This is a genomic window from Zunongwangia profunda SM-A87 (assembly GCF_000023465.1).
Classification (GTDB): domain Bacteria; phylum Bacteroidota; class Bacteroidia; order Flavobacteriales; family Flavobacteriaceae; genus Zunongwangia; species Zunongwangia profunda.
On the sequence record NC_014041.1, the window covers coordinates 4,201,742 to 4,221,553 of the forward strand.

The following is a 19,812-nucleotide window of genomic DNA, read 5'->3' on the forward strand; positions in this document are numbered from 1 at the left end:
ATACATCAAAGCATCAGTTATGAAAAGACTTCTAGTATTTCTAATTATTACGATTTTCAATTTAAATACCATTATCGCCCAGGATTTCTACAAAATTCAATGGAGCAAAGTTGAAGAACAGGAAATAATAGGAAACACTAAAACAGCTAATAAACTGGTAGAAGCAATTGTAAAAAAAGCTAAGGAAGAAAAAAATGACATCCAATTCATTAAAAGTCTTTTCTATCGTTCAAAATTTACAATGAATCTCGAAGAAAATTCGGCAGAAGTAATCCATGACATGATCTCTGCTGAAATAAATAACGTAGATAATGTTTCCAACTCAATCCTATTATCAATTTTAGCCGATTTTCAATCACAATATCTTCAGAAAAATGCCTACAGAATTCGCGATCGCACCAACACTGAAAATGACACTTCTAACTTTCAATTTTGGAGCGTAGAAAAATTCAATTCTGAAATAATAACAAACTATCAAAAATCGCTCAAAGAAAAAGAGGCACTAAAAAACACCAATATTGCCGATTATTCCTATTTATTGGATACGGTTGATACTCCAACAATTCCCTTCAGCAACACTTATCAGCTTCTTGCCAATCGTGCCCTGAACTACGCTAAGTCTACTAATTATTATCTGACAAAAAGCTCAGAATCGTTTAAGATCACAAAAAAGTACCTGATTCCTGCCAACAAGTTTATAGCAATTGATTTAGACTCTTCTTCACTTTTCAATAAAGACTATCTCGCTCTAAAACTTTACCAAGAACTTGAAAAATCACTCTTTCAAAATAAAGAATATGAGCTATTGGCCTATTTTAGTTTAGATCGATATAAATACATAAAATCGAAAATTCCTATTTCTGAAAGCCAATTTCTAGAAGCTATAGAAGAACTGGAAAATAGATTCAAAAATCCACTTGCAAAAGATCTAATATCGCTTGAAAAGGCGATGAGCTTAAAACGAAGAGCCAACAAGCAGGAATATCCGCTGGATAATAATAAAGCTATAGCTATTGCTAACAAAATCATAGAGCATAACTTAAATCCCCTTCTGGTAAATAATGCAAAAAATATCATTTCTGAGATCTCCAGTAAAGAACTTAGCGTTCAGGTAAATCCTTACCAAAGCCCAAATAAAAACTTCCCGATTTTTATTTCATATAATAACCTGGATTCTTTAAAATTGAAAATCTATAGTATTAGTACTGCCGACTTCGAATTTCTGGATAAGAAAAATTTTTATTCCGAAGAGCAACGTAAAAAACGCCAAAATCTTCTAAAGAAGTTAAGTTCAGGTGAGGCTGAATATTCCAATTCCATTAAACTACTCAATAAAAAACAACATTTAAAAAGAACTACAGTAACAATTGCACCACAACTTGAAATTGGTAAATATGCAATTCTCTTACTCGACAAAAATTTAGACCATTTATACGCGCTACAACCAATACAAGTAAGCCAGTTAAGCCTAATATCTAGTCAGGATGATAATATCAGCCTAAAAGTAGTTCATCGTGAAACGGGTAAACCTATTGCTAATGCCATGGTTAAAGCTACATTCTCTTCGCACAATAAAACTGATTCTAATGAAGAAACATCAGATAAAAACGGAGATTTAAGCTTCCCTTCTATTTCTGATCGTTTACGAAGTATTAAATATCATATCAAAAAAGATAAAGATGAAATTGTTCTAAACCATCGCTATTCTTATTATCAAAAAAATGATGAACCCGATAATACAGAACGTGGTTTTCTATTCACCGACCGTAGTATTTACAGACCGGGACAAACCATCTACTTTAAAGGAATATTAGTTTCTAAAAAGAACAATGTTACCCAGGTGATTGCCGACAAAAAAATATGGATCAACTTCTTAGATGCCAACGGAAATGAAATTGAAAAAAAACAGGCCAAAACCAACAATTTCGGCAGTGTTTCTGGAAGTTTTCAAATTCCAACAGGCTTAAAAACCGGACAATTTACAATTCAACTTAAAGAAGATAGCAATAATGAACCGCAATATTATATCACTAAAAGTGTCTCTGTCGAAGAATATAAAAGGCCCAAATTTAAAATAGAATTTAAACCAATCATAGAATCCTTTGCCGTAAATGATTCGGTAGTTATTGAAGGATTTGCTGAAAGTTTCTCCGGAGCTCGGTTAAGTAACGCCGGCGTGAATTATCGCATCTTAAGATTTGAAGATTATGGTTACGATTTTAGATTTCCCAGAATGAACCCTGAAGAAATCGCCAATGGAGAACTAAAAACAGATGAAAATGGAGATTTTACGATAGAATTCATAGCAAAACCGGAAACCTCACCAATACAACAAAAACACCAGGTTTTCTCGTATCGCATTGAAGTTTCGGTAACCGATATTAATGGCGAAACGCAATCTGGAGAAACTACCGTACATGCCGCAAACCATTTAAATATACTTCGGTTTTCAGGACCCGCCGATCATTACAAAGAAAACGGTATAAAATTCACGCCAAAACTCACCAATCTTAATAATGAAAAAGTTGATTTACCGGTGACTGTAGAAATCTACAAACTACAAGCGCCAGATAGAGTTCTTAACCTCGGAAATAACATGCCTTCGCCAGATACTTTAGCCATAAGCAAAGATAAATATTATCAATTATTACCTCATACTGCATTCTTAGATGAAGATGATACATCCCACTGGAAAAACGCTAAACTTTGGTATCAGGACACCAAATCCTCAAATCGAGAAATTGAGATCAAAAACCTTAAAAAATGGCCTGCCGGAAGTTACCGAATAGTCTTAAAGACAAAAGATAAAAAAGGAAATGAAATCGCTCAAGAAAGCATTATCAATCTGCAAGATAAAAAAGCTAAAGTAGCTTCAGACCATCAGCTTTTTCAATATCATATCATCAATAAGGATTTTACTGAAGATGGCTTTGTTGAAGTCTCTTTATTAACGGCAGCCAAAGAGTTATTTGTTTATCTAGAAGCCTTTATTGAAGACAAATCAATATTTCAAGAGTACGTTCATCTAAAAAAAGAAGTTGAAACTATTAAGATTCCGGCGAAAAATCATGAAGGTAAAGTATTAACATTACGATTTAGTAGTATTAAATACAACTCTTCGTTTACAACTACTAAAAGACTTACTCTTGAAACTAAAAAGCCAAAACCAAAAATCATTTTAAACACCTTTAGAGATAAGATTGAACCGGGAAGCCGCGAAAAATGGACGTTAAAAATTATCTCTAAAAATAAAAAAGATCAATTTGAAGTACTTGCCGGGATGTACGACGCTTCTTTAGATCAATTTAGAAAACACTCATGGTCAGAGAATATTAACATTGGCGGGCGATATTACCAACTTCCTAATCTAGACCTTCTCGAATTTTCCCCAGTCAATTTTAGTTTACATAATCCAGACTATTTCTATTTTTCTTATGCGCAACCTAAGCTACCCAAACTAGATTATTTTGGATTTAGCTATTCTCAGCCTTATCAGGCGAAGCGGAAATACCTAATGCAGTTACTATTTAAGGGCAAAGATTTTAAAACAGCATACACTTCTAAAGGCGGACTTATAAAAGGAAAAGTACTTTCTATTGCCGATCGAAATCCGCTACCCGGAGTCATAATTAAAATTAAAGGTTCCAATAGGGAAACAAAAACCAATTTTGATGGTGAATTTGAAATTAAAACTGAAAAAGGCGATCAATTAGACGCATCTTTTGTGGGATTTCAGGGAGCCTATTTTATAGAAAATGACGATAAGAGCCTGACTATTTTAATGGCCGAATCTATCGAAGCTCTAGAAGAAGTAGTTACTGTCGGCTATGGAAGCAATGTTAGAATACGAGGCGTAAGTAGCGTACAGGCAGAAGCAGTAGAAAGCATCCCTTTCGCTGTAGTTAATGATAGTGCTGAAATGAAATTACCAGAATCGGACCTGAAGGTTAAAGCTCGGCAAAATTTGAATGAAACTGCATTCTTTTATCCAAACTTAAAAACCGATACTGAAGGAAATATCAATTTAGAGTTTACTTCTCCCGAAGCCTTAACGCAATGGCGATTAATGTTGTTTGGCCATAATCAGCACACTGAATCTGTCTATAAAGAAGCTTACACAGTTACCCAGAAAAAGTTAATGCTTACGCCCAATGCTCCACGATTTTTAAGGGAAAAAGATAGCATCGTTATTTCGGCTAAGATTAGCAATTTGAGTGACGAATTGTTATCTGGTGATGCTCAATTAAAATTATTTAATGTAGAAGATGAATCCAGAATCGATATCGACCTCAGCAATACCAAAGCCATTAAGGAATTTACTGTAGCGAAAAATGGAAACACTCAGCTAAGCTGGAAACTTTACATTCCTGAAGGCTTTAACCTGATTCGCTATGAAGTTATTGCCAAAACCAAACAATTTGAAGATGGTGAAACCAATATACTACCCGTGCTTAAAAATAGAATGCTGGTGACTAAAACCATCCCAATTTGGCTTCAGGGACAAGAAGAAAAAGAATTCAGTTTAAAGAAAAATGATTCCGAAACCTTACAAAATCACCAAATCACTTTAGAATATACGTCCAATCCTGCCTGGACCGTACTACAAGCACTGCCCTATCTTATGGAATATCCTTACGATTGTAGTGAACAAACGTTCTCCAAGTATTTCGCAAAGGCTATTTCGGAAAAAATACTCAAAGAAAACCCGAAAATCGCAGCAGTGCTAAAAGACTGGAATAAAAATTCAGAAACCAACAAATTAGCAAAAAATGAGGAACTAAAAAGCATTCTTTTACAGGAAACTCCCTGGCTAAATGATGCTAAATCTGAAGCCGAAAACATCCAAAACCTATCAAAATTATTAGATACCAAAAACCTGCAATCTTACCTTTTAAAATTGCAGAATATGCAAAATGGTGATGGTGGCTTTCCATGGTTTAAAGAAGGCCGCTCTAATTTTTACATCACCAGCCATATCCTTGGTGGTTTTGCGTATTTGCTTCAGAACAACTCGATCGAATTAAATAAAACTTCTGAAGAAATCATCGAAAATGGACTCCGATTCTTAAAAGAGTACATGCTAAAACATTACGCAGACAAGTTTAACAACAACCTTACCGGCGCACGCTTCTCTCCTAACGAAATTCTATATCTCTACATCAAAACCATCCTGGCAGATGAATTTCACCTTGAGGAAAAAGAAGAAGAATTTATCGAGAAAATGATAGAAAATCTTAAACAAAACTGGCTTAACCTTAGCCTGCAATCTAAGGCAATGCTAGCCGTAAGTTTCCAAAATTATGATGAAGAAGCGGAAGCTGCAAAAATTGTGAACTGGTTTAAGCAAAATAGTATCAAAGACGATAAAGGAGGCATGTATTTTAAAAACAATACTACCGGAAGGTTTTGGTACCACCACCCTATCGAAACACAGGCAAAAATCATCGAAGCTTTTGCTGCTGTAAATCCAAAAGATGATGACATCGATAAACTAAAAAACTGGTTATTGCAGCACAAACGTAAAAATAGTTGGGCTACTACAAAATCGACTACGATGGCGGTAAATGCGTTTCTTTCTTATGGAAAAAACTGGCTTCAGGAAAGTAATCAACCTAATATAAGGATGAATAACGAGCCTATTCCTCTCGATTCCATTTTTTCCAATAGGAACAACTTAGGCTACCTTAAGAAAACATGGAATGATAAAAATGAACTTCAAAAAATAGCGAATTTCACCATAAAAAATAACAATAACACACCGGCCTACGGTGGCATTTACCATCAATATTTTGAAGATCTGGATAAAATTGAACGATCTAAAGGGGAAGAAATCATCATTAATAAGACGTTATTCCTGAAAGAAAATACTAGTGCTGGGCCACAGTTAAAATCCTTACCAGAAGTACTAAAAGTTGGCGAATTAGTCACCGTTCGTGTAACTATTAAAGTAAAATCTGATTTTGAATTTGTGCATTTAAAAGATATGCGCGCCAGCGGACTTGAACCTACAAGTGTGCTTTCTAGGCATCATCATAAAGATGGCTTAAACTATTACCAAAGCATCAAAGATGCGGCTACACATTTCTTCTTTGATTATTTACCAAAAGGAACGTATGTATTTGAATACGACTTAAGAGTAAACAACGCAGGAGATTTTTCTAACGGAATTACGCAAATGGAAAGTATGTATGCCCCGGAGTTCTCTAGCTTTTCTAAAGGTATAAGAATTAAAATCGAAAATTAATCTTTGGGCGGATAGCCCTCTAACGCTTTGGCAAAAACTTTATCAAACAGAGCCTGACGCTGATCTGGCTCCGCATTATAGTTGAACTTCACCTCGACTTCTGCTTTCCAGACTAAAGCATCTTTTTTAACGTCGATAAAATCGATAATAAAACGCACATAGTCTTTTGGGCCGCCAAGCGGAATTCCGCCAGAGACTCCTACTCCAACATTTCCACCCCCGCTGCCTACACCTACGCCAAGGGTATTCCTACTTTGTTCCTGAAATTTTTCAGTATACACATTGATGTACAGATCTGGATTTTCCTCAGCTAAAGCTAAATTCTCCTCACGCATAAAATGATCGATACTATTGATGATCCTCTTTTCGTCTAACTGACTCATATCAGTTCTAAAATCAGGAAATAACTTATAGGTTTTATATTGATCAAAATTAGTTTTTGCATCGTAATCGAACGTAGTTCTTGGTGTATTACAGGAACTAATGATCAAACAAAATAAAACGAGTTTAGCGACTAACTTCATATTGGATAATTTTTGACTACTTTTTAAAAGTACACAAAAATCAACCCACTTCTAAGCTCTCTAAAAAATTAGCAAAAAGAAGTTTTAAAAATCGCAAAATTAGATAATTAAAGTTACTGTTTGTCCTCTGGATCTTTATTCAGCATTTCCCAAAGCTTGTCTTTAAGCTCGGTTAACCCCTGTTGGGCCACTGAAGATATAAACAGATATGGAACCGGAAGGTTCTCGTCTAATTCAGCTTTCAATTCGGCTTTCAGTTCATCGTCTAGCATATCAGTTTTCGAAACGGCTACCAAACGATCTTTATCGAGCATCTCTGGATTATACCTACGGAGTTCATCCAGTAAAATTTCATATTCCTTCGCAACGTTCTCTGCATCTGCCGGAACCAAAAACAATAGTGTTGAATTTCGTTCAATATGCCTTAAGAAACGATAACCAAGTCCTTTTCCTTCGGCAGCTCCTTCTATAATCCCCGGAATATCGGCAACTACAAAAGATTTAAAATCACGATATTTTACAATGCCAAGATTTGGCTTTAGGGTAGTAAATTCATAATCGGCAATTTTGGGTTTTGCCGAAGTAATTACCGATAGTAAAGTAGATTTTCCGGCGTTTGGAAAACCTACTAAACCTACATCGGCTAAAACTTTAAGCTCTAGAGTAATATCTAATTCCTGACCATCGATACCCGGCTGTGAATAACGAGGAGTTTGATTTGTAGATGTTTTAAAATGCCAGTTTCCCCGGCCTCCCATACCGCCTTCGGCGATTATGATTTCCTGACCATCTTCAGTAACCTCATCAATAATCTCTTCAGTTTCGGTATCTCTAATTACCGTACCTAGCGGCACATCTACGATTTCGTCTTGCCCATCGGCGCCAGAACTTCGTTGCTTACCACCATTACCGCCATGCTCGGCACGAATGTGTCTTCTAAAGCTAAATTCAAATAACGTCCAAAGGTTTTTATTCCCACGTAAAATCACGTGACCTCCACGACCTCCATCTCCTCCATCCGGGCCACCTTTTGCCACATATTTTTCACGGTGCAAATGCGAAGATCCAGATCCTCCATTTCCCGAAGACACATGCAACTTTACGTAGTCTATAAAATTCCCTTCTCTCATTATCTAGTTTCGAATTATAAGTTATCGATTACTTTGCTGATTCTTTCGGTAATTTCTTCTATAGAACCTACCCCGTCAACACCGTAATATTTATTTTGCTTTTTATAATATTCTTTTAAGATCGCAGTTTCCTCATAATAAACCGTAATTCTGTTTCTTATTACCGCTTCGTCTGCATCATCTTTTCTCCCAGAAGTTTTCCCTCTTTCTAACAAACGCTTCACTAAAACTTCATCTTCAACCTCTAAAGCGATCATCGCTTTAACTTCAGTACCTTTTCCTTTAAGAAGTTCAGCTAAGGCATCTGCCTGGTTTTCGGTTCTTGGAAACCCGTCAAAAATAAAGCCATTAGCTTCAGCGTTTTTATCTACTTCGGCATTAAGCATATTTATAGTAACCTCATCTGGCACTAACTGGCCTTTATCGATAAAAGACTTTGCGGTTAACCCCAATTCTGTTTCATTTTTGATGTTATATCTAAAAACATCTCCGGTAGAAATATGTACTAACTGATATTTCTCTTTAAGAATATCTGCCTGTGTTCCTTTGCCCGCTCCCGGAGGGCCAAAGAGTACCAAATTTGTCATGTGTATTTATTTACGATTTACGTTTGTATACAGAAGTAAGATTACGTCCCAGACCGTCATAGTCCAATCCATAACCTACAATAAATTCATTTGGAATTTCAATTCCTGTATAATCTAATGTGAATTTTTCCCGATACATAGAAGGTTTATAAAAAAGTGTCGCTATTTTATATTCAGCAACATTCTTTTCTTTTAAAATTCGATCCAGTTCTTTAAGAGTTCCTCCTGTATCCACTATATCTTCCAGGATGACCACTTTCTTACCAGCTAAAGATTTATTTAAACCAATTAATGTCCTTACATTTCCGGTAGAATCCGTTCCTTCATAAGAACCGAGTTTCACAAAATGGATTTCACATTCCTCTTTAAACCTCTTCATTACTTCAGATGAAAACATAAAGGAACCATTAAGCACACTTAAAAAAATTGGACGTTCCCCCTTAAAATCCTCGTTTAATTTTTCAGCAATAGTTTCTATCGCCTTATTAATTTCTTCACCGCTTATGTAAGGCTCAAATACAAGATCGTGTAGTTTTATCAAAACTTTCAAATTTTAAAGACGCAAAGATAAGGAATCTCATTTACACCTCTCTACCAATTTCTATAAGAATAAATAGGGCAATCTGAGCTAAAAATTTATTTTTGCACAAACAGCACGACTATGATTAATTATTTTTCTTCAGATTTTAAACTAGGAATCCTTGGCGGAGGGCAGTTAGGAAAAATGATGCTATACGACACCCTTAAATATGATATTCAAACCTACGTTTTGGATCCCAGTAACGAAGCTCCCTGTAAAATTGCGTGTAATTATTTTGAACAGGGCGATCTTATGGATTATGATACGGTTTTAAACTTCGGAAGAAAAGTAGATGTGCTCACTTTTGAAATTGAAGGCGTAAACATAGAAGCCTTAAAAACACTGGAAGCTGAAGGGGTTAAAACCTACCCAGATGCTGCAACGCTAGAGAAAATTCAGAATAAAGCAATACAAAAGCAGTTTTATACTGAAAAACAAATTCCAACCGCTGCGTTTAAAACCTATCAAAAAATTGAAAATCTTATCGCCGATGTTGAGTCTGGCGCAAGATCTTTACCTTTTGTTTGGAAAAGTGCCACAGGTGGTTACGACGGAAAAGGAGTTTCTGTAATCAAAGTAGCCGATGCTTTAAAAGATCTACCAGATGCCGAGTGTATTGCAGAAGAAATGATTCCCTTTAAAAATGAACTTGCAGTTATTGTTGCCAGAACACCCGGTGGGGAAGTAAAAACTTATCCTGTGGTAGAAATGGAATTTCATCCAACCGCCAATCAGGTAGAATATGTAATTTGCCCTGCACGAATTGAAGATCATGTTGCTGAAAAAGCCAGAGCCGTGGCAACACAAGTTTCTGAAGCTTTTGAACATGTGGGACTTTTAGCAGTGGAAATGTTTCAGACTAAAAATGACGAAATTCTTGTAAACGAAGTAGCCCCCAGGCCTCACAATAGCGGACATTATAGTATCGAAGCAAGCTACACCAATCAATTTGAACAACATCTGCGTGCTATTTTAGATTTACCTTTAGGAAACACCGATAGTAAAGTAGGCGGAATTATGGTAAATCTTGTGGGCGATAAAGACTACGAAGGTGAAGTAATTTATCAAAACATCGATAAGATCATGAAAATGGACGGTGTTACTCCACACATCTACGGAAAAAAGATCACACGTCCTTTTCGAAAAATGGGCCATGTCACCATCGTAAACGAAAATATCGACGAAGCACGAAAAGTTGCGGAGAAAGTTAAAGAAGAAATTAAAGTAATTAGCAAAAGTTAGAAGTCACCCTGAACTCATTTCAAGGTCCCACTAGATTTTTTAACTAGGATGAGATTCCGTGTCAGTCACGGAATGACAAAAACAAGAGATACTATAAATTAAAAGTTAATCGCTGAAAATAAACAAACTATGAGCAAAGTAGGAATAATAATGGGAAGTACCAGCGACCTGCCGGTAATGCAGGAAGCAGTAGATATTTTACAAGGATTTGATATCGAAGTTGAAGTAGATATAGTTTCAGCACATCGAACTCCGGAAAAATTATTCGACTACGGAAAAAATGCTCATACCCGCGGCATTAGCGTAATTATTGCCGGTGCCGGCGGTGCTGCTCATTTACCCGGAATGATCGCTTCACTTTCTCCTTTACCGGTTATTGGTGTTCCCGTGAAATCCAGAAATTCTATCGATGGTTGGGATTCTGTGTTATCGATTTTACAAATGCCGGGCGGAGTTCCGGTAGCAACCGTTGCTCTAGATGGAGCTAAAAATGCCGGAATATTAGCCGCACAAATCATTGGTGCTGCCGATAAATGCGTTCAGGATAAAGTATTGGTGTATAAAGAAGGGCTTAAAGAAAAAGTGATCAAGGGCGCTGAAGAGGTTAAGAAGAAGTAAAGATTAGATCGCTGCGATGTTAGATGTTAGAATTGAGTATTGAGACGCTTCGCTTTTAGATTTTGAGGGATGATAAATTTATTTTGAATTTTGAATGCTTAATGTTGAATGAGATTTCGCCATTTCTTTAGAACTAATCTGTAATGAAATTTGCTAATTGCTGAAAGCTAAAGACTGCCTGCTAATTGATAACTGTTTATTGATTATTGCTAATTGACATCCTGCCAATTCGTCCGAAAAAAACGCTTCAAAATCGATAATTCTGGCAATCAATCTTTAAAACCTGAAATAAGATACCTTTTCAAGTTTATGGCTTAGGCTTTGCTCATTTTATTTTCGAAAAAATTTGAAGGTATTATGAGTACAGATAATCCGTTATTGCAAGACTTCAAATATGCTCCGTTTTCAAAAATTAAAACGGAACATTTTAAGCCTGCCATTACCGAAGCCATACAATTAGCAAAATCAGAAATCGAAACCATCGCTTCAGCTGAAACTGAACCGACTTTCGAAAACACTATAGAAGAATTAGAATTTTCGGGAGAAAAACTAGATCGCGTCACCAGTATTTTCTTCAATCTTAATTCTGCAGAAACTAATGCTGAAATTCAGAAAATAGCTCAGGAAGTTTCTCCGCTACTCTCTGAATTCAGAAATGACATTATCCTAAACGAAGATTTGTTTAAACGTGTAAAAGCGGTTTATAAGCAAAAAGATCAGCTTAATCTCACCACAGAGCAAAAGACGCTATTAGATAAAAAATACAAAGCTTTTTCTAGAAATGGTGCCAATCTTCCAAAGGAAAAACAGGAAGAATTACGGGAAATCGATAAGCAACTTTCTGCGTTAAGCCTAAATTTTGGTGAGAATGTTTTGGCAGAAACCAACAAATTTGAGCTCCAGATCATCGATGAAAAAGATCTTGACGGTTTACCGGAAAGTTTTAAAGAGGAAGCAAAAAGCGTAGCTGAATCCAGCGACAAAGAAGGCTGGATTTTCACTTTAGACTACCCTAGTTATATCCCGTTTATGAAATATGCTAAAAAACGTGAGCTTCGTAAAAAAATGTCCCTTGCTTTTGGCGCAAAAGGATTTCATGGTGATGACTTAGACAATCAGAAAAATGTACTAAAAATCGCCAAACTAAGATATCAGCGAGCGCAACTTTTAGGTTTTGACACTCATGCACATTTTGTATTACAGGAGCGAATGGCTGAAACACCAGAAAAGGTTGATAATTTCTTAAATGAACTTCTGGAAAAAGCAAAACCAGCTGCTGAAAAGGAATTTGCTGCCCTTGAAAAATTCGCCAAGGAATTAGATCAAATCGACCGACTGGAAAAATGGGATTCAGCATACTACAGTGAAAAATTGAAGCAAAATTTATTCAATTTGGATGACGAAAAGCTAAAGCCTTATTTCAAATTAGAAAATGTAATCGATGGTGTTTTTACGGTGGCAAGCAAGTTATACGGACTTCAATTTAATGAAACCAAGGAGATAGAAAAATATCATCCAGATGTAAAAACATACAATGTTACCGATGAAAACGGCAATGACGTAGCCTTATTTTATGCCGATTTTCATCCAAGACCGGGAAAACGCGGTGGCGCCTGGATGACCGAATATAAATCACAATACGTTAAAAACAAAAAAGAAGAGCGTCCCCATGTATCGATTGTTTGCAATTTCACAAAGCCTACAAAATCAGAACCTTCATTATTAACTTTTAATGAAGTAACTACGCTTTTCCACGAATTTGGTCATGCCCTTCATGGCATGTTAGCCAACACAGTGTACCCAAGTTTATCGGGACCTAATGTATATTGGGATTTTGTAGAATTACCCAGTCAGGTTCTGGAAAACTGGTGTTATGAAAAAGAGGCGCTACAATTGTTTGCTAAGCACTATAAGACCGATGAGGCCATCCCGATGGAATTAGTAGAAAAAATTAAAGAGTCCTCTAATTTCCAGGAAGGAATGCAAACCCTTCGCCAATTAAGTTTCGGAATGTTAGATTTAAGCTGGCATGCGATTAACCCTTCTGATATCGACGATGTAAAAATGCATGAAAATAAAGCTTTTGAAGCTACGAAATTATACCCCGATGTTCCAGAGAATTGCATGAGTACGGCTTTTTCTCATATTTTCCAGGGAGGATATTCAGCGGGATATTATTCGTATAAATGGGCAGAAGTCTTAGATGCCGATGCATTTGAATACTTCAAAGAACAAGGAATTTTTAGTAAAGAAGTAGCTGATAAATTCAAAAACAATATTCTTTCTATGGGAGGAACAGAGCATCCGATGACGCTTTACAAACGCTTCCGCGGAAAAGAGCCGCAACCCGATGCGCTATTAAAAAGAGCAGGATTGATCGAAAAATAGAATGTTAAGAATAGTCGTCATTCCATACTAGATCCGGATTGGCGACTTACTATCATTTTAAGGATATTCAAAGTATATAAACCTTATTCAGAGTAAATAAGTTTTCTTATTTTTGGCTGATAATCTCACGACAAAAACAATGTCAACGCATACCATAGATCCTACAAAGTGGGTAGACAAATACTCAGATTATCTCTTCAATTATACAATTGTAAGAGTAAATGATCGTGAGATTGCTAACGATCTTATTTCAGAAACTTTTCTTGCCGGTCTAAAATCGATGGAAAATTTTAAGGGTGAAGCTAGCGAAAGAACCTGGTTAATTTCGATCCTTAAAAGAAAAATTATCGATCATTACCGCAAGATGAATTCTAAGAAAGGTCAGGCTGAAGTTCATATTAATTATCGTGATGGAGAAAATGATGGCGACTGGCTGGAAGAGCAGGTAGCTGATCAATTTGACAAAACTGCCGAAGATGATATGGAAAATACCGAACTCGGGATGGCCATATTGGATTGTTTAGAAAAAATAAATGCTAAACACGCCGAAATTTTTAAGATGAAAACGATAGATGGTGTGGATACCGAAGTTATTTGTAAAGAATTCGACATCACTCCGTCTAACCTCTGGGTGATCATTCACAGAGCCAGAACGGCATTAGCTGCTTGTCTGGAACAAAATTGGTTTTAATTATGCAGGAAGAAAAGAAATATATTGATTGTGATAAGGCCGAATGCTGTTGTGATAAAGGCCAGTATAAAGAAGCTGATAATATTGAAAAAATTCAATTATTAGAACATTTGGCCGAATGCCCTCGTTGCAGAGAATACAGTGAAAAAAACACACGCCTTACTGAGCTTATCGAAAAAGCAAAACTGAAATGTTGCAGTGAAGAAGAAAAAGAGTGTTGGCGTAAAGCTATAGAAGAAGAACTTAAAAAATCACATTCAGAATAACCAAAATCAGCACCCAGAAAATGGGCGCTGCCTCTACCCAAAAAGCAGCATAAAATGGCTTTTGCTTTATTCTAGAAGCCCACAGCATCAAAACTACCACTATAGAAAATATGCTTAGACCAATTAAACTATGATGACCAATATTGGTTCTAAAAAACGAAATACTTACCGCTAGTACCATCAATACAACACCAAAAAGTTTCGTATTTTTCACCCCTAACAATTGCGGAATTGTTTTTAAAGAAGGATCATCAAATCTTAGATCCCGAATTTCGAAAGGCAACATTAAGACAACATGAATCAATATTCGTTGAAAAATTGCTAAAAATTTATCCTGAAACGAAACATCGTATTGATGAAGTAACGGCAATAGAACTCCGGTCCCTGTAGCTGTTATAGCAATAACAAAAACCTTAACACCTGCGATATTTCTTAGATTTTGGTGTCCCCTTAAAACCGGAGTCGCGTAAAGTAAGGTAAGCATACCCAAAATAGAAGATGCAAACAAGGTTTTATAATCCTGCTTTAAGGTGAACCACAAAAGTGCCACAAAACAAAAAAAAGAAAATACCTGTATTATCTTAAGATTCCCGGCTAGACTGGAATGATGTAATCTCGCGACACTGGCATATTTTACAAAATTATAGCTGGTAATGGTCCCGAAGAAGATAAAACCCAATAGATTATGGTCGATTTTAATCCCGAACTCTAAAAAAGTGACCAGCGTAAAACAAACCACCGCAATCCCGGTATGAACACTAGAGTTTATATAAAGTTCAAAAAGATTTTTAAGCCGTTTCACGGGGCTAAAATAGCGATTTAAAACTTCAGTTTAATACTGGGCTAAATCAGATTCAATTTTATTAATTTTCAACAACTTAGATCAGGTTAAAAAATCTTTAAAAGTGTATCCCCTAATCATTAAATATTTACATCGAAATTATGTAATTTCGCGGCATCAAAAACACAACTATTTTATTTAATGAGAACAGATTCTTTTGCCCTTCGCCACATTGGTCCTAAAGAAGAAAATCTTAAAGAGATGCTTCAAACTATCGGTGTTGATAGTTTAGAGCAACTTATATACGAAACTATCCCAGACGATATTCGTTTAAAACAGCCCCTAAATCTACCAAAAGCGCTTAGTGAAAATCAATACGCAGAGCATATTGGGAAATTAGCGGCTAAAAACAAGGTTTTTAAATCTTACATCGGGCTAGGTTACCACCAGGGAATTCTACCTGCGGTAATACAGCGTAATATTTTAGAAAACCCGGGATGGTATACTGCATACACCCCTTATCAAGCAGAGATTGCTCAGGGAAGATTAGAAGCTTTATTAAATTTCCAGACGATGGTAAGCGATCTTACCGGGATGGAAATCGCCAATGCGTCTCTTTTAGATGAGTCTACTGCAGCAGCAGAAGCTATGGCTTTGTTGTTTGCGGTTAGAGATCGTAAGCAAAAGAAAGATGATGTAAATAAGTTTTTTGTTTCTGAAGAGGTTTTACCACAAACCATCTCGTTAATTAAAACCCGTGCAGAATTTTTAGGTATCGATATCGTACTTGGAGACCATGCAGAATTTGATTTTTCAGCCGAATTCTTTGGAGCTTTAATACAGTATCCTGGAAAATACGGACAGGTTTTTGATTATGCAGATTTTGTAAATAATTGTAACCTGAACTCTATAAAGGTTGCGGTTGCCGCAGATATTTTAAGTTTAGTAAAACTACAGGCTCCTGGTGAGCTGGGTGTAGATGTTGTGGTAGGTACCACCCAACGTTTTGGAATTCCGTTAGGTTACGGTGGCCCACATGCTGCTTATTTTGCTACTAAAGAAGCTTACAAAAGAAACCTTCCCGGTCGTATAATTGGAGTCACCAAAGATGCAGATGGCAACCATGCCTTAAGAATGGCTTTACAGACCAGGGAACAACATATAAAACGTGATCGTGCAACTTCAAATATTTGTACCGCTCAGGTTTTACTGGCCGTAATGGCAGGAATGTATGCGGTCTATCACGGACCAAAAGGATTGCAATACATTGCAGATACCGTTCACTATTCTACGACAAGCTTAGCTTCTCAATTAGAAAAATTAGGATACAAACAGGTAAATTCAGCTTACTTCGATACACTTCAGGTGAAAGCAGATGCTGAAAAAATTAAAGCTGCTGCGGAAGCTAAAGAATACAACTTCTACTATCCAGATGAAGAAACGGTTGTTATTGCTTTAAACGAAACGACAACTACTGAAGATATAAATACAGTGGCCTCGATTTTTGCTGAAGTAGCTGGTAAAGAAACCGAAGTACTTTCAGCATTAAAAGAAATTAATGCCATTCCAGAAGGAGTTTCAAGAAAAAAAGATTTCTTAAGTCATGACGTTTTTAACGCATATCATTCAGAAACCGAATTGATGCGTTATATCAAAAAATTAGAACGTAAAGATCTTTCCTTAAATCACTCGATGATTTCTTTAGGATCCTGTACCATGAAGTTGAATGCTGCTTCAGAAATGCTACCGCTTAGCAATCCACAATGGGGTAATATACACCCGTTTGCTCCGGTAGAACAGGCAGAAGGTTACCAGATCGTTCTTAAAGAACTGGAAAATCAACTTACAGAAATTACCGGCTTTTCAGCTACTTCGTTGCAACCAAACTCTGGGGCGCAGGGAGAATATGCAGGATTAATGGTCATTAGAGCTTACCATGAATCTCGTGGTGAAGGCCATCGTAACGTATGCTTAATTCCTTCCTCTGCACATGGTACCAACCCGGCTTCTGCGGTAATGGCAGGAATGAAAGTAGTGGTAACTAAAGCTACCGAAAACGGAAATATAGATATTGATGATCTAAGAGAAAAAGCGATCGAGCATAAAGATCATCTTGCTGCTTTAATGGTTACCTATCCTTCTACACATGGGGTATTCGAATCGGCTATTCGCGAGATTACCCAGATTATTCATGACAATGGGGGGCAGGTGTATATGGATGGTGCTAATATGAACGCTCAGGTTGGTTTAACCAATCCAGGAAATATTGGAGCCGATGTTTGTCACTTAAACCTACATAAAACCTTTGCCATTCCTCATGGAGGTGGTGGTCCGGGTGTTGGCCCTATTTGTGTTGCAAAACAACTGGTACCATTTTTACCAGGTAACCCCATAATTAAAACCGGGGGAGAAAAAGCAATTGGCGCAATTTCTTCAGCACCTTGGGGATCATCTTTAGTTTGTTTAATTTCTTACGGATATATAAAAATGCTGGGAAGTGGCGGCTTACAAAAAGCTACCGAGTATGCTATCCTGAATGCAAATTATATTAAAGAACGACTTTCAGAGCATTATAAAACCTTATATTCTGGCGAACGTGGACGTGCAGCTCACGAATTGATCTTGGATTGCCGCCCATTTAAAGACAACGGTATTGAGGTTACTGATATCGCGAAACGCCTTATTGATTACGGCTTTCATGCACCAACAGTATCTTTCCCTGTAGCGGGAACGGTAATGATCGAACCAACAGAAAGCGAAAGCAAAGCAGAGTTAGATCGTTTTTGTGATGCTTTGATTTCTATTAGAAAAGAAATCGAAGAAGCAAGTGAAAATGAGCCAAACAATGTACTAAAAAACGCTCCGCATACTATAAAAATGCTTACAGCAAGCGAATGGAATTTGCCATATAGCAGAGAAAAAGCAGCTTTTCCATTAGACTATATTGCAGATAATAAATTTTGGCCTACCGTTAGAAGAGTTGATGAAGCTTTTGGTGATCGAAATTTAATGTGTACCTGTCCTCCTATAGAAGAGTATATGGAAGCATAATCAAAAAATAATAAATTGGTGAAAGGCTATCAAATGTGATAGCCTTTTTTATTTTTTCCAAAAAGCCGTTAACATTTTTTTAGCAAAATCATATATAATTCTTATCTTCACTTTATAATTGAAAACGCAAGATGAATATTAAGATCACAGGAACGGGAAGTTACATCCCCAATGTTATTACGAAAAATGCTGATTTTCATCTGCATGAATTCAAAAATCTGGATGGCACCAGGTTTCCGCATTCCAATGAAGAAACCATTAAGAAGTTTAAAGATATTACAGGTATCGAAGAGCGTCGATATTTAGATGATAATTTAAACGCATCAGATATTGCGTTTCTCGCCGCTCAAAAGGCAATTGAAGCATCAGCTATAGACATTGAAACCTTAGATTACATTATAGTAGCTACTAACTATGGGGACGTTAAAAAAGGTGCTATTCAAAGTGACACCGTACCAAGTATGGCTGCCCGTGTAAAATATCACCTACGTATTAAAAATCCAAGATGTGTGGGGTATGATATACTTTTTGGCTGCCCCGGTTGGATTGAAGCAATGATACAAGCCCAGGCATTTATTAAATGCGGGATGGCAAAAAAATGCTTGGTAATAGGAGCTGAATCATTATCGCGTGTAGTAGATAAGCATGATCGTGACAGCATGATCTTTTCTGATGGTGCCGGTGCTGCAATTTTAGAAGCCAGCGAAAATGGTGGTGGTATTTTAGCCCATGAGTCGGCTACTTATTCTTATAACGAAGCTCATTACATCTACTTTGGAAAATCCAATAGCCCACAAGCAGATCCTAATGTGCGTTACATTAAAATGAATGGCCGTAAGATCTATGAATTTGCATTGATAAACGTTCCTAAAGCCATGAAATCCTGTTTAGAGAAAAGTGGTAAAAGTATCAAAGATCTAAAAAAGGTGTTTATCCATCAGGCTAATGAAAAAATGGACGAGGCCATTCTAAAACGTTTTTATAAACTTTTTGGCGAAGAATTTCCTGAAGGCGTGATGCCTATGACCATTCAGGAGTTAGGAAATAGCAGCGTTGCCACCGTCCCAACTTTACTGGATCTGGTCATCAATAAACAAATTGATAAGCAGGAACTAAAAAAGGGAGATATTATTATGTTCGCCAGCGTGGGTGCCGGTATGAATGTGAATGCCATAGTATACGAATATTAATATGTACGAAAACACATATCCCAACAAACGATTTCAAAAAACACTCGAATTTTTAAATAAGCATATAAAAGCACCTTCCAATATCCTGGATTTAGGCGTTAAAAATCCTTTTTCTGAAATTATGCTAAATCAAGGGTATGAGGTAACCAACACTAACGGCGAAGATTTAGATGAACAATTTGAGATGATCAAAAAGAATTTTAAAGTCGTAACAGCATTTGAAATTTTTGAACATCTTTTAAACCCTTATACCATTCTAAAAAATATAGAAGCCGATAAACTGGTTGCCAGTGTTCCTTTAAATCTTTGGTTCTCTAAAGCATATCGCAGTAAAACCGATATGCGAGATCGGCATTATCACGAGTTTGAAGACTGGCAATTCGACTGGCTTTTAGAAAAATCTGGCTGGGAAATAAAAGATCGTTTAAAATGGACCAATCCTGTAAATAAAATCGGAATTCGACCAATTTTAAGACAGTTTACCCCGCGCTATTACGCGGTGTATGCCGAACGAAAATAG

The 19,812-nt window shown here is 36.6% G+C and carries 14 protein-coding genes; 9 read left to right on the forward strand and 5 right to left on the reverse strand.

Annotated features, from left to right (window positions below; genetic code table 11):
• Window positions 1-19 precede the first annotated feature (19 nt).
• Window positions 20-6,244 (forward strand): alpha-2-macroglobulin family protein, encoded by a 6,225-nt coding sequence (locus ZPR_RS22700; RefSeq protein ID WP_013073288.1) that lies wholly within the window; start codon window positions 20-22, stop codon window positions 6,242-6,244.
• On the opposite strand, the gene ZPR_RS18460 is transcribed toward ZPR_RS22700, so the two are convergent.
• The 4 genes from ZPR_RS18460 to hpt all read right to left on the reverse strand — a co-directional run bounded on the left by ZPR_RS18460 (window position 6,241) and on the right by hpt (window position 9,026).
• On the reverse strand, window positions 6,241-6,768 hold the full coding sequence (locus tag ZPR_RS18460; protein ID WP_013073289.1) for a DUF4136 domain-containing protein: 528 nt from the start codon (window positions 6,766-6,768) through the stop codon (window positions 6,241-6,243). The genes ZPR_RS22700 and ZPR_RS18460 overlap by 4 nt on opposite strands.
• Before the next feature lie 113 nt (window positions 6,769-6,881).
• Window positions 6,882-7,898 carry a GTPase ObgE gene (obgE, locus tag ZPR_RS18465; RefSeq protein ID WP_041579087.1) on the reverse strand — a complete coding sequence of 339 codons (1,017 nt, stop codon included), beginning with the start codon at window positions 7,896-7,898 and terminating at the stop codon, window positions 6,882-6,884.
• Between the two features lie 14 nt (window positions 7,899-7,912).
• Window positions 7,913-8,485 carry an adenylate kinase gene (locus ZPR_RS18470; protein WP_013073291.1) on the reverse strand — a complete coding sequence of 191 codons (573 nt, stop codon included), beginning with the start codon at window positions 8,483-8,485 and terminating at the stop codon, window positions 7,913-7,915.
• A gap of 10 nt (window positions 8,486-8,495) precedes the next feature.
• Window positions 8,496-9,026 (reverse strand): hypoxanthine phosphoribosyltransferase, encoded by a 531-nt coding sequence (gene hpt, locus ZPR_RS18475; protein WP_041579092.1) that lies wholly within the window; start codon window positions 9,024-9,026, stop codon window positions 8,496-8,498.
• Between the two features lie 120 nt (window positions 9,027-9,146).
• Here hpt and ZPR_RS18480 point away from each other — a divergent pair, with 120 nt between their 5' ends.
• The 5 genes from ZPR_RS18480 to ZPR_RS18500 all read left to right on the forward strand — a co-directional run bounded on the left by ZPR_RS18480 (window position 9,147) and on the right by ZPR_RS18500 (window position 14,270).
• Complete coding sequence (locus ZPR_RS18480; protein WP_013073293.1) at window positions 9,147-10,307, forward strand: 5-(carboxyamino)imidazole ribonucleotide synthase; 1,161 nt, start codon at window positions 9,147-9,149, stop codon at window positions 10,305-10,307.
• 129 nt (window positions 10,308-10,436) lie between these two features.
• Window positions 10,437-10,925 (forward strand): 5-(carboxyamino)imidazole ribonucleotide mutase, encoded by a 489-nt coding sequence (gene purE / locus ZPR_RS18485; protein WP_013073294.1) that lies wholly within the window; start codon window positions 10,437-10,439, stop codon window positions 10,923-10,925.
• 357 nt (window positions 10,926-11,282) lie between these two features.
• On the forward strand, window positions 11,283-13,313 hold the full coding sequence (locus tag ZPR_RS18490; RefSeq protein WP_041579094.1) for a M3 family metallopeptidase: 2,031 nt from the start codon (window positions 11,283-11,285) through the stop codon (window positions 13,311-13,313).
• A gap of 139 nt (window positions 13,314-13,452) precedes the next feature.
• On the forward strand, window positions 13,453-14,004 hold the full coding sequence (locus tag ZPR_RS18495; protein WP_013073297.1) for a sigma-70 family RNA polymerase sigma factor: 552 nt from the start codon (window positions 13,453-13,455) through the stop codon (window positions 14,002-14,004).
• A 2-nt stretch (window positions 14,005-14,006) separates the two neighbouring features.
• Entirely contained in the window at window positions 14,007-14,270 is a 264-nt protein-coding gene (locus ZPR_RS18500; protein WP_013073298.1) for a zf-HC2 domain-containing protein, read from the forward strand.
• On the opposite strand, the gene ZPR_RS18505 is transcribed toward ZPR_RS18500, so the two are convergent.
• Window positions 14,248-15,072, reverse strand: a complete 825-nt coding sequence (locus ZPR_RS18505; RefSeq protein WP_013073299.1) for a UbiA prenyltransferase family protein — start codon at window positions 15,070-15,072, stop codon at window positions 14,248-14,250. The two genes, ZPR_RS18500 and ZPR_RS18505, sit on opposite strands and share 23 nt — an antisense overlap.
• A gap of 180 nt (window positions 15,073-15,252) precedes the next feature.
• Between ZPR_RS18505 and gcvP the strand changes: the two genes are divergently transcribed.
• The 3 genes from gcvP to ZPR_RS18520 all read left to right on the forward strand — a co-directional run bounded on the left by gcvP (window position 15,253) and on the right by ZPR_RS18520 (window position 19,812).
• Window positions 15,253-18,102: an aminomethyl-transferring glycine dehydrogenase gene (gene gcvP / locus ZPR_RS18510; RefSeq protein ID WP_013073300.1), complete on the forward strand. Its 2,850-nt coding sequence runs from the start codon at window positions 15,253-15,255 to the stop codon at window positions 18,100-18,102.
• Window positions 18,103-18,233: 131 nt separating this feature from the next.
• Window positions 18,234-19,292, forward strand: coding sequence for a 3-oxoacyl-ACP synthase III family protein (locus ZPR_RS18515; RefSeq protein WP_013073301.1), 1,059 nt, complete (start codon window positions 18,234-18,236; stop codon window positions 19,290-19,292).
• Between the two features lies 1 nt (window position 19,293).
• Window positions 19,294-19,812 (forward strand): methyltransferase, encoded by a 519-nt coding sequence (locus tag ZPR_RS18520; RefSeq protein WP_013073302.1) that lies wholly within the window; start codon window positions 19,294-19,296, stop codon window positions 19,810-19,812.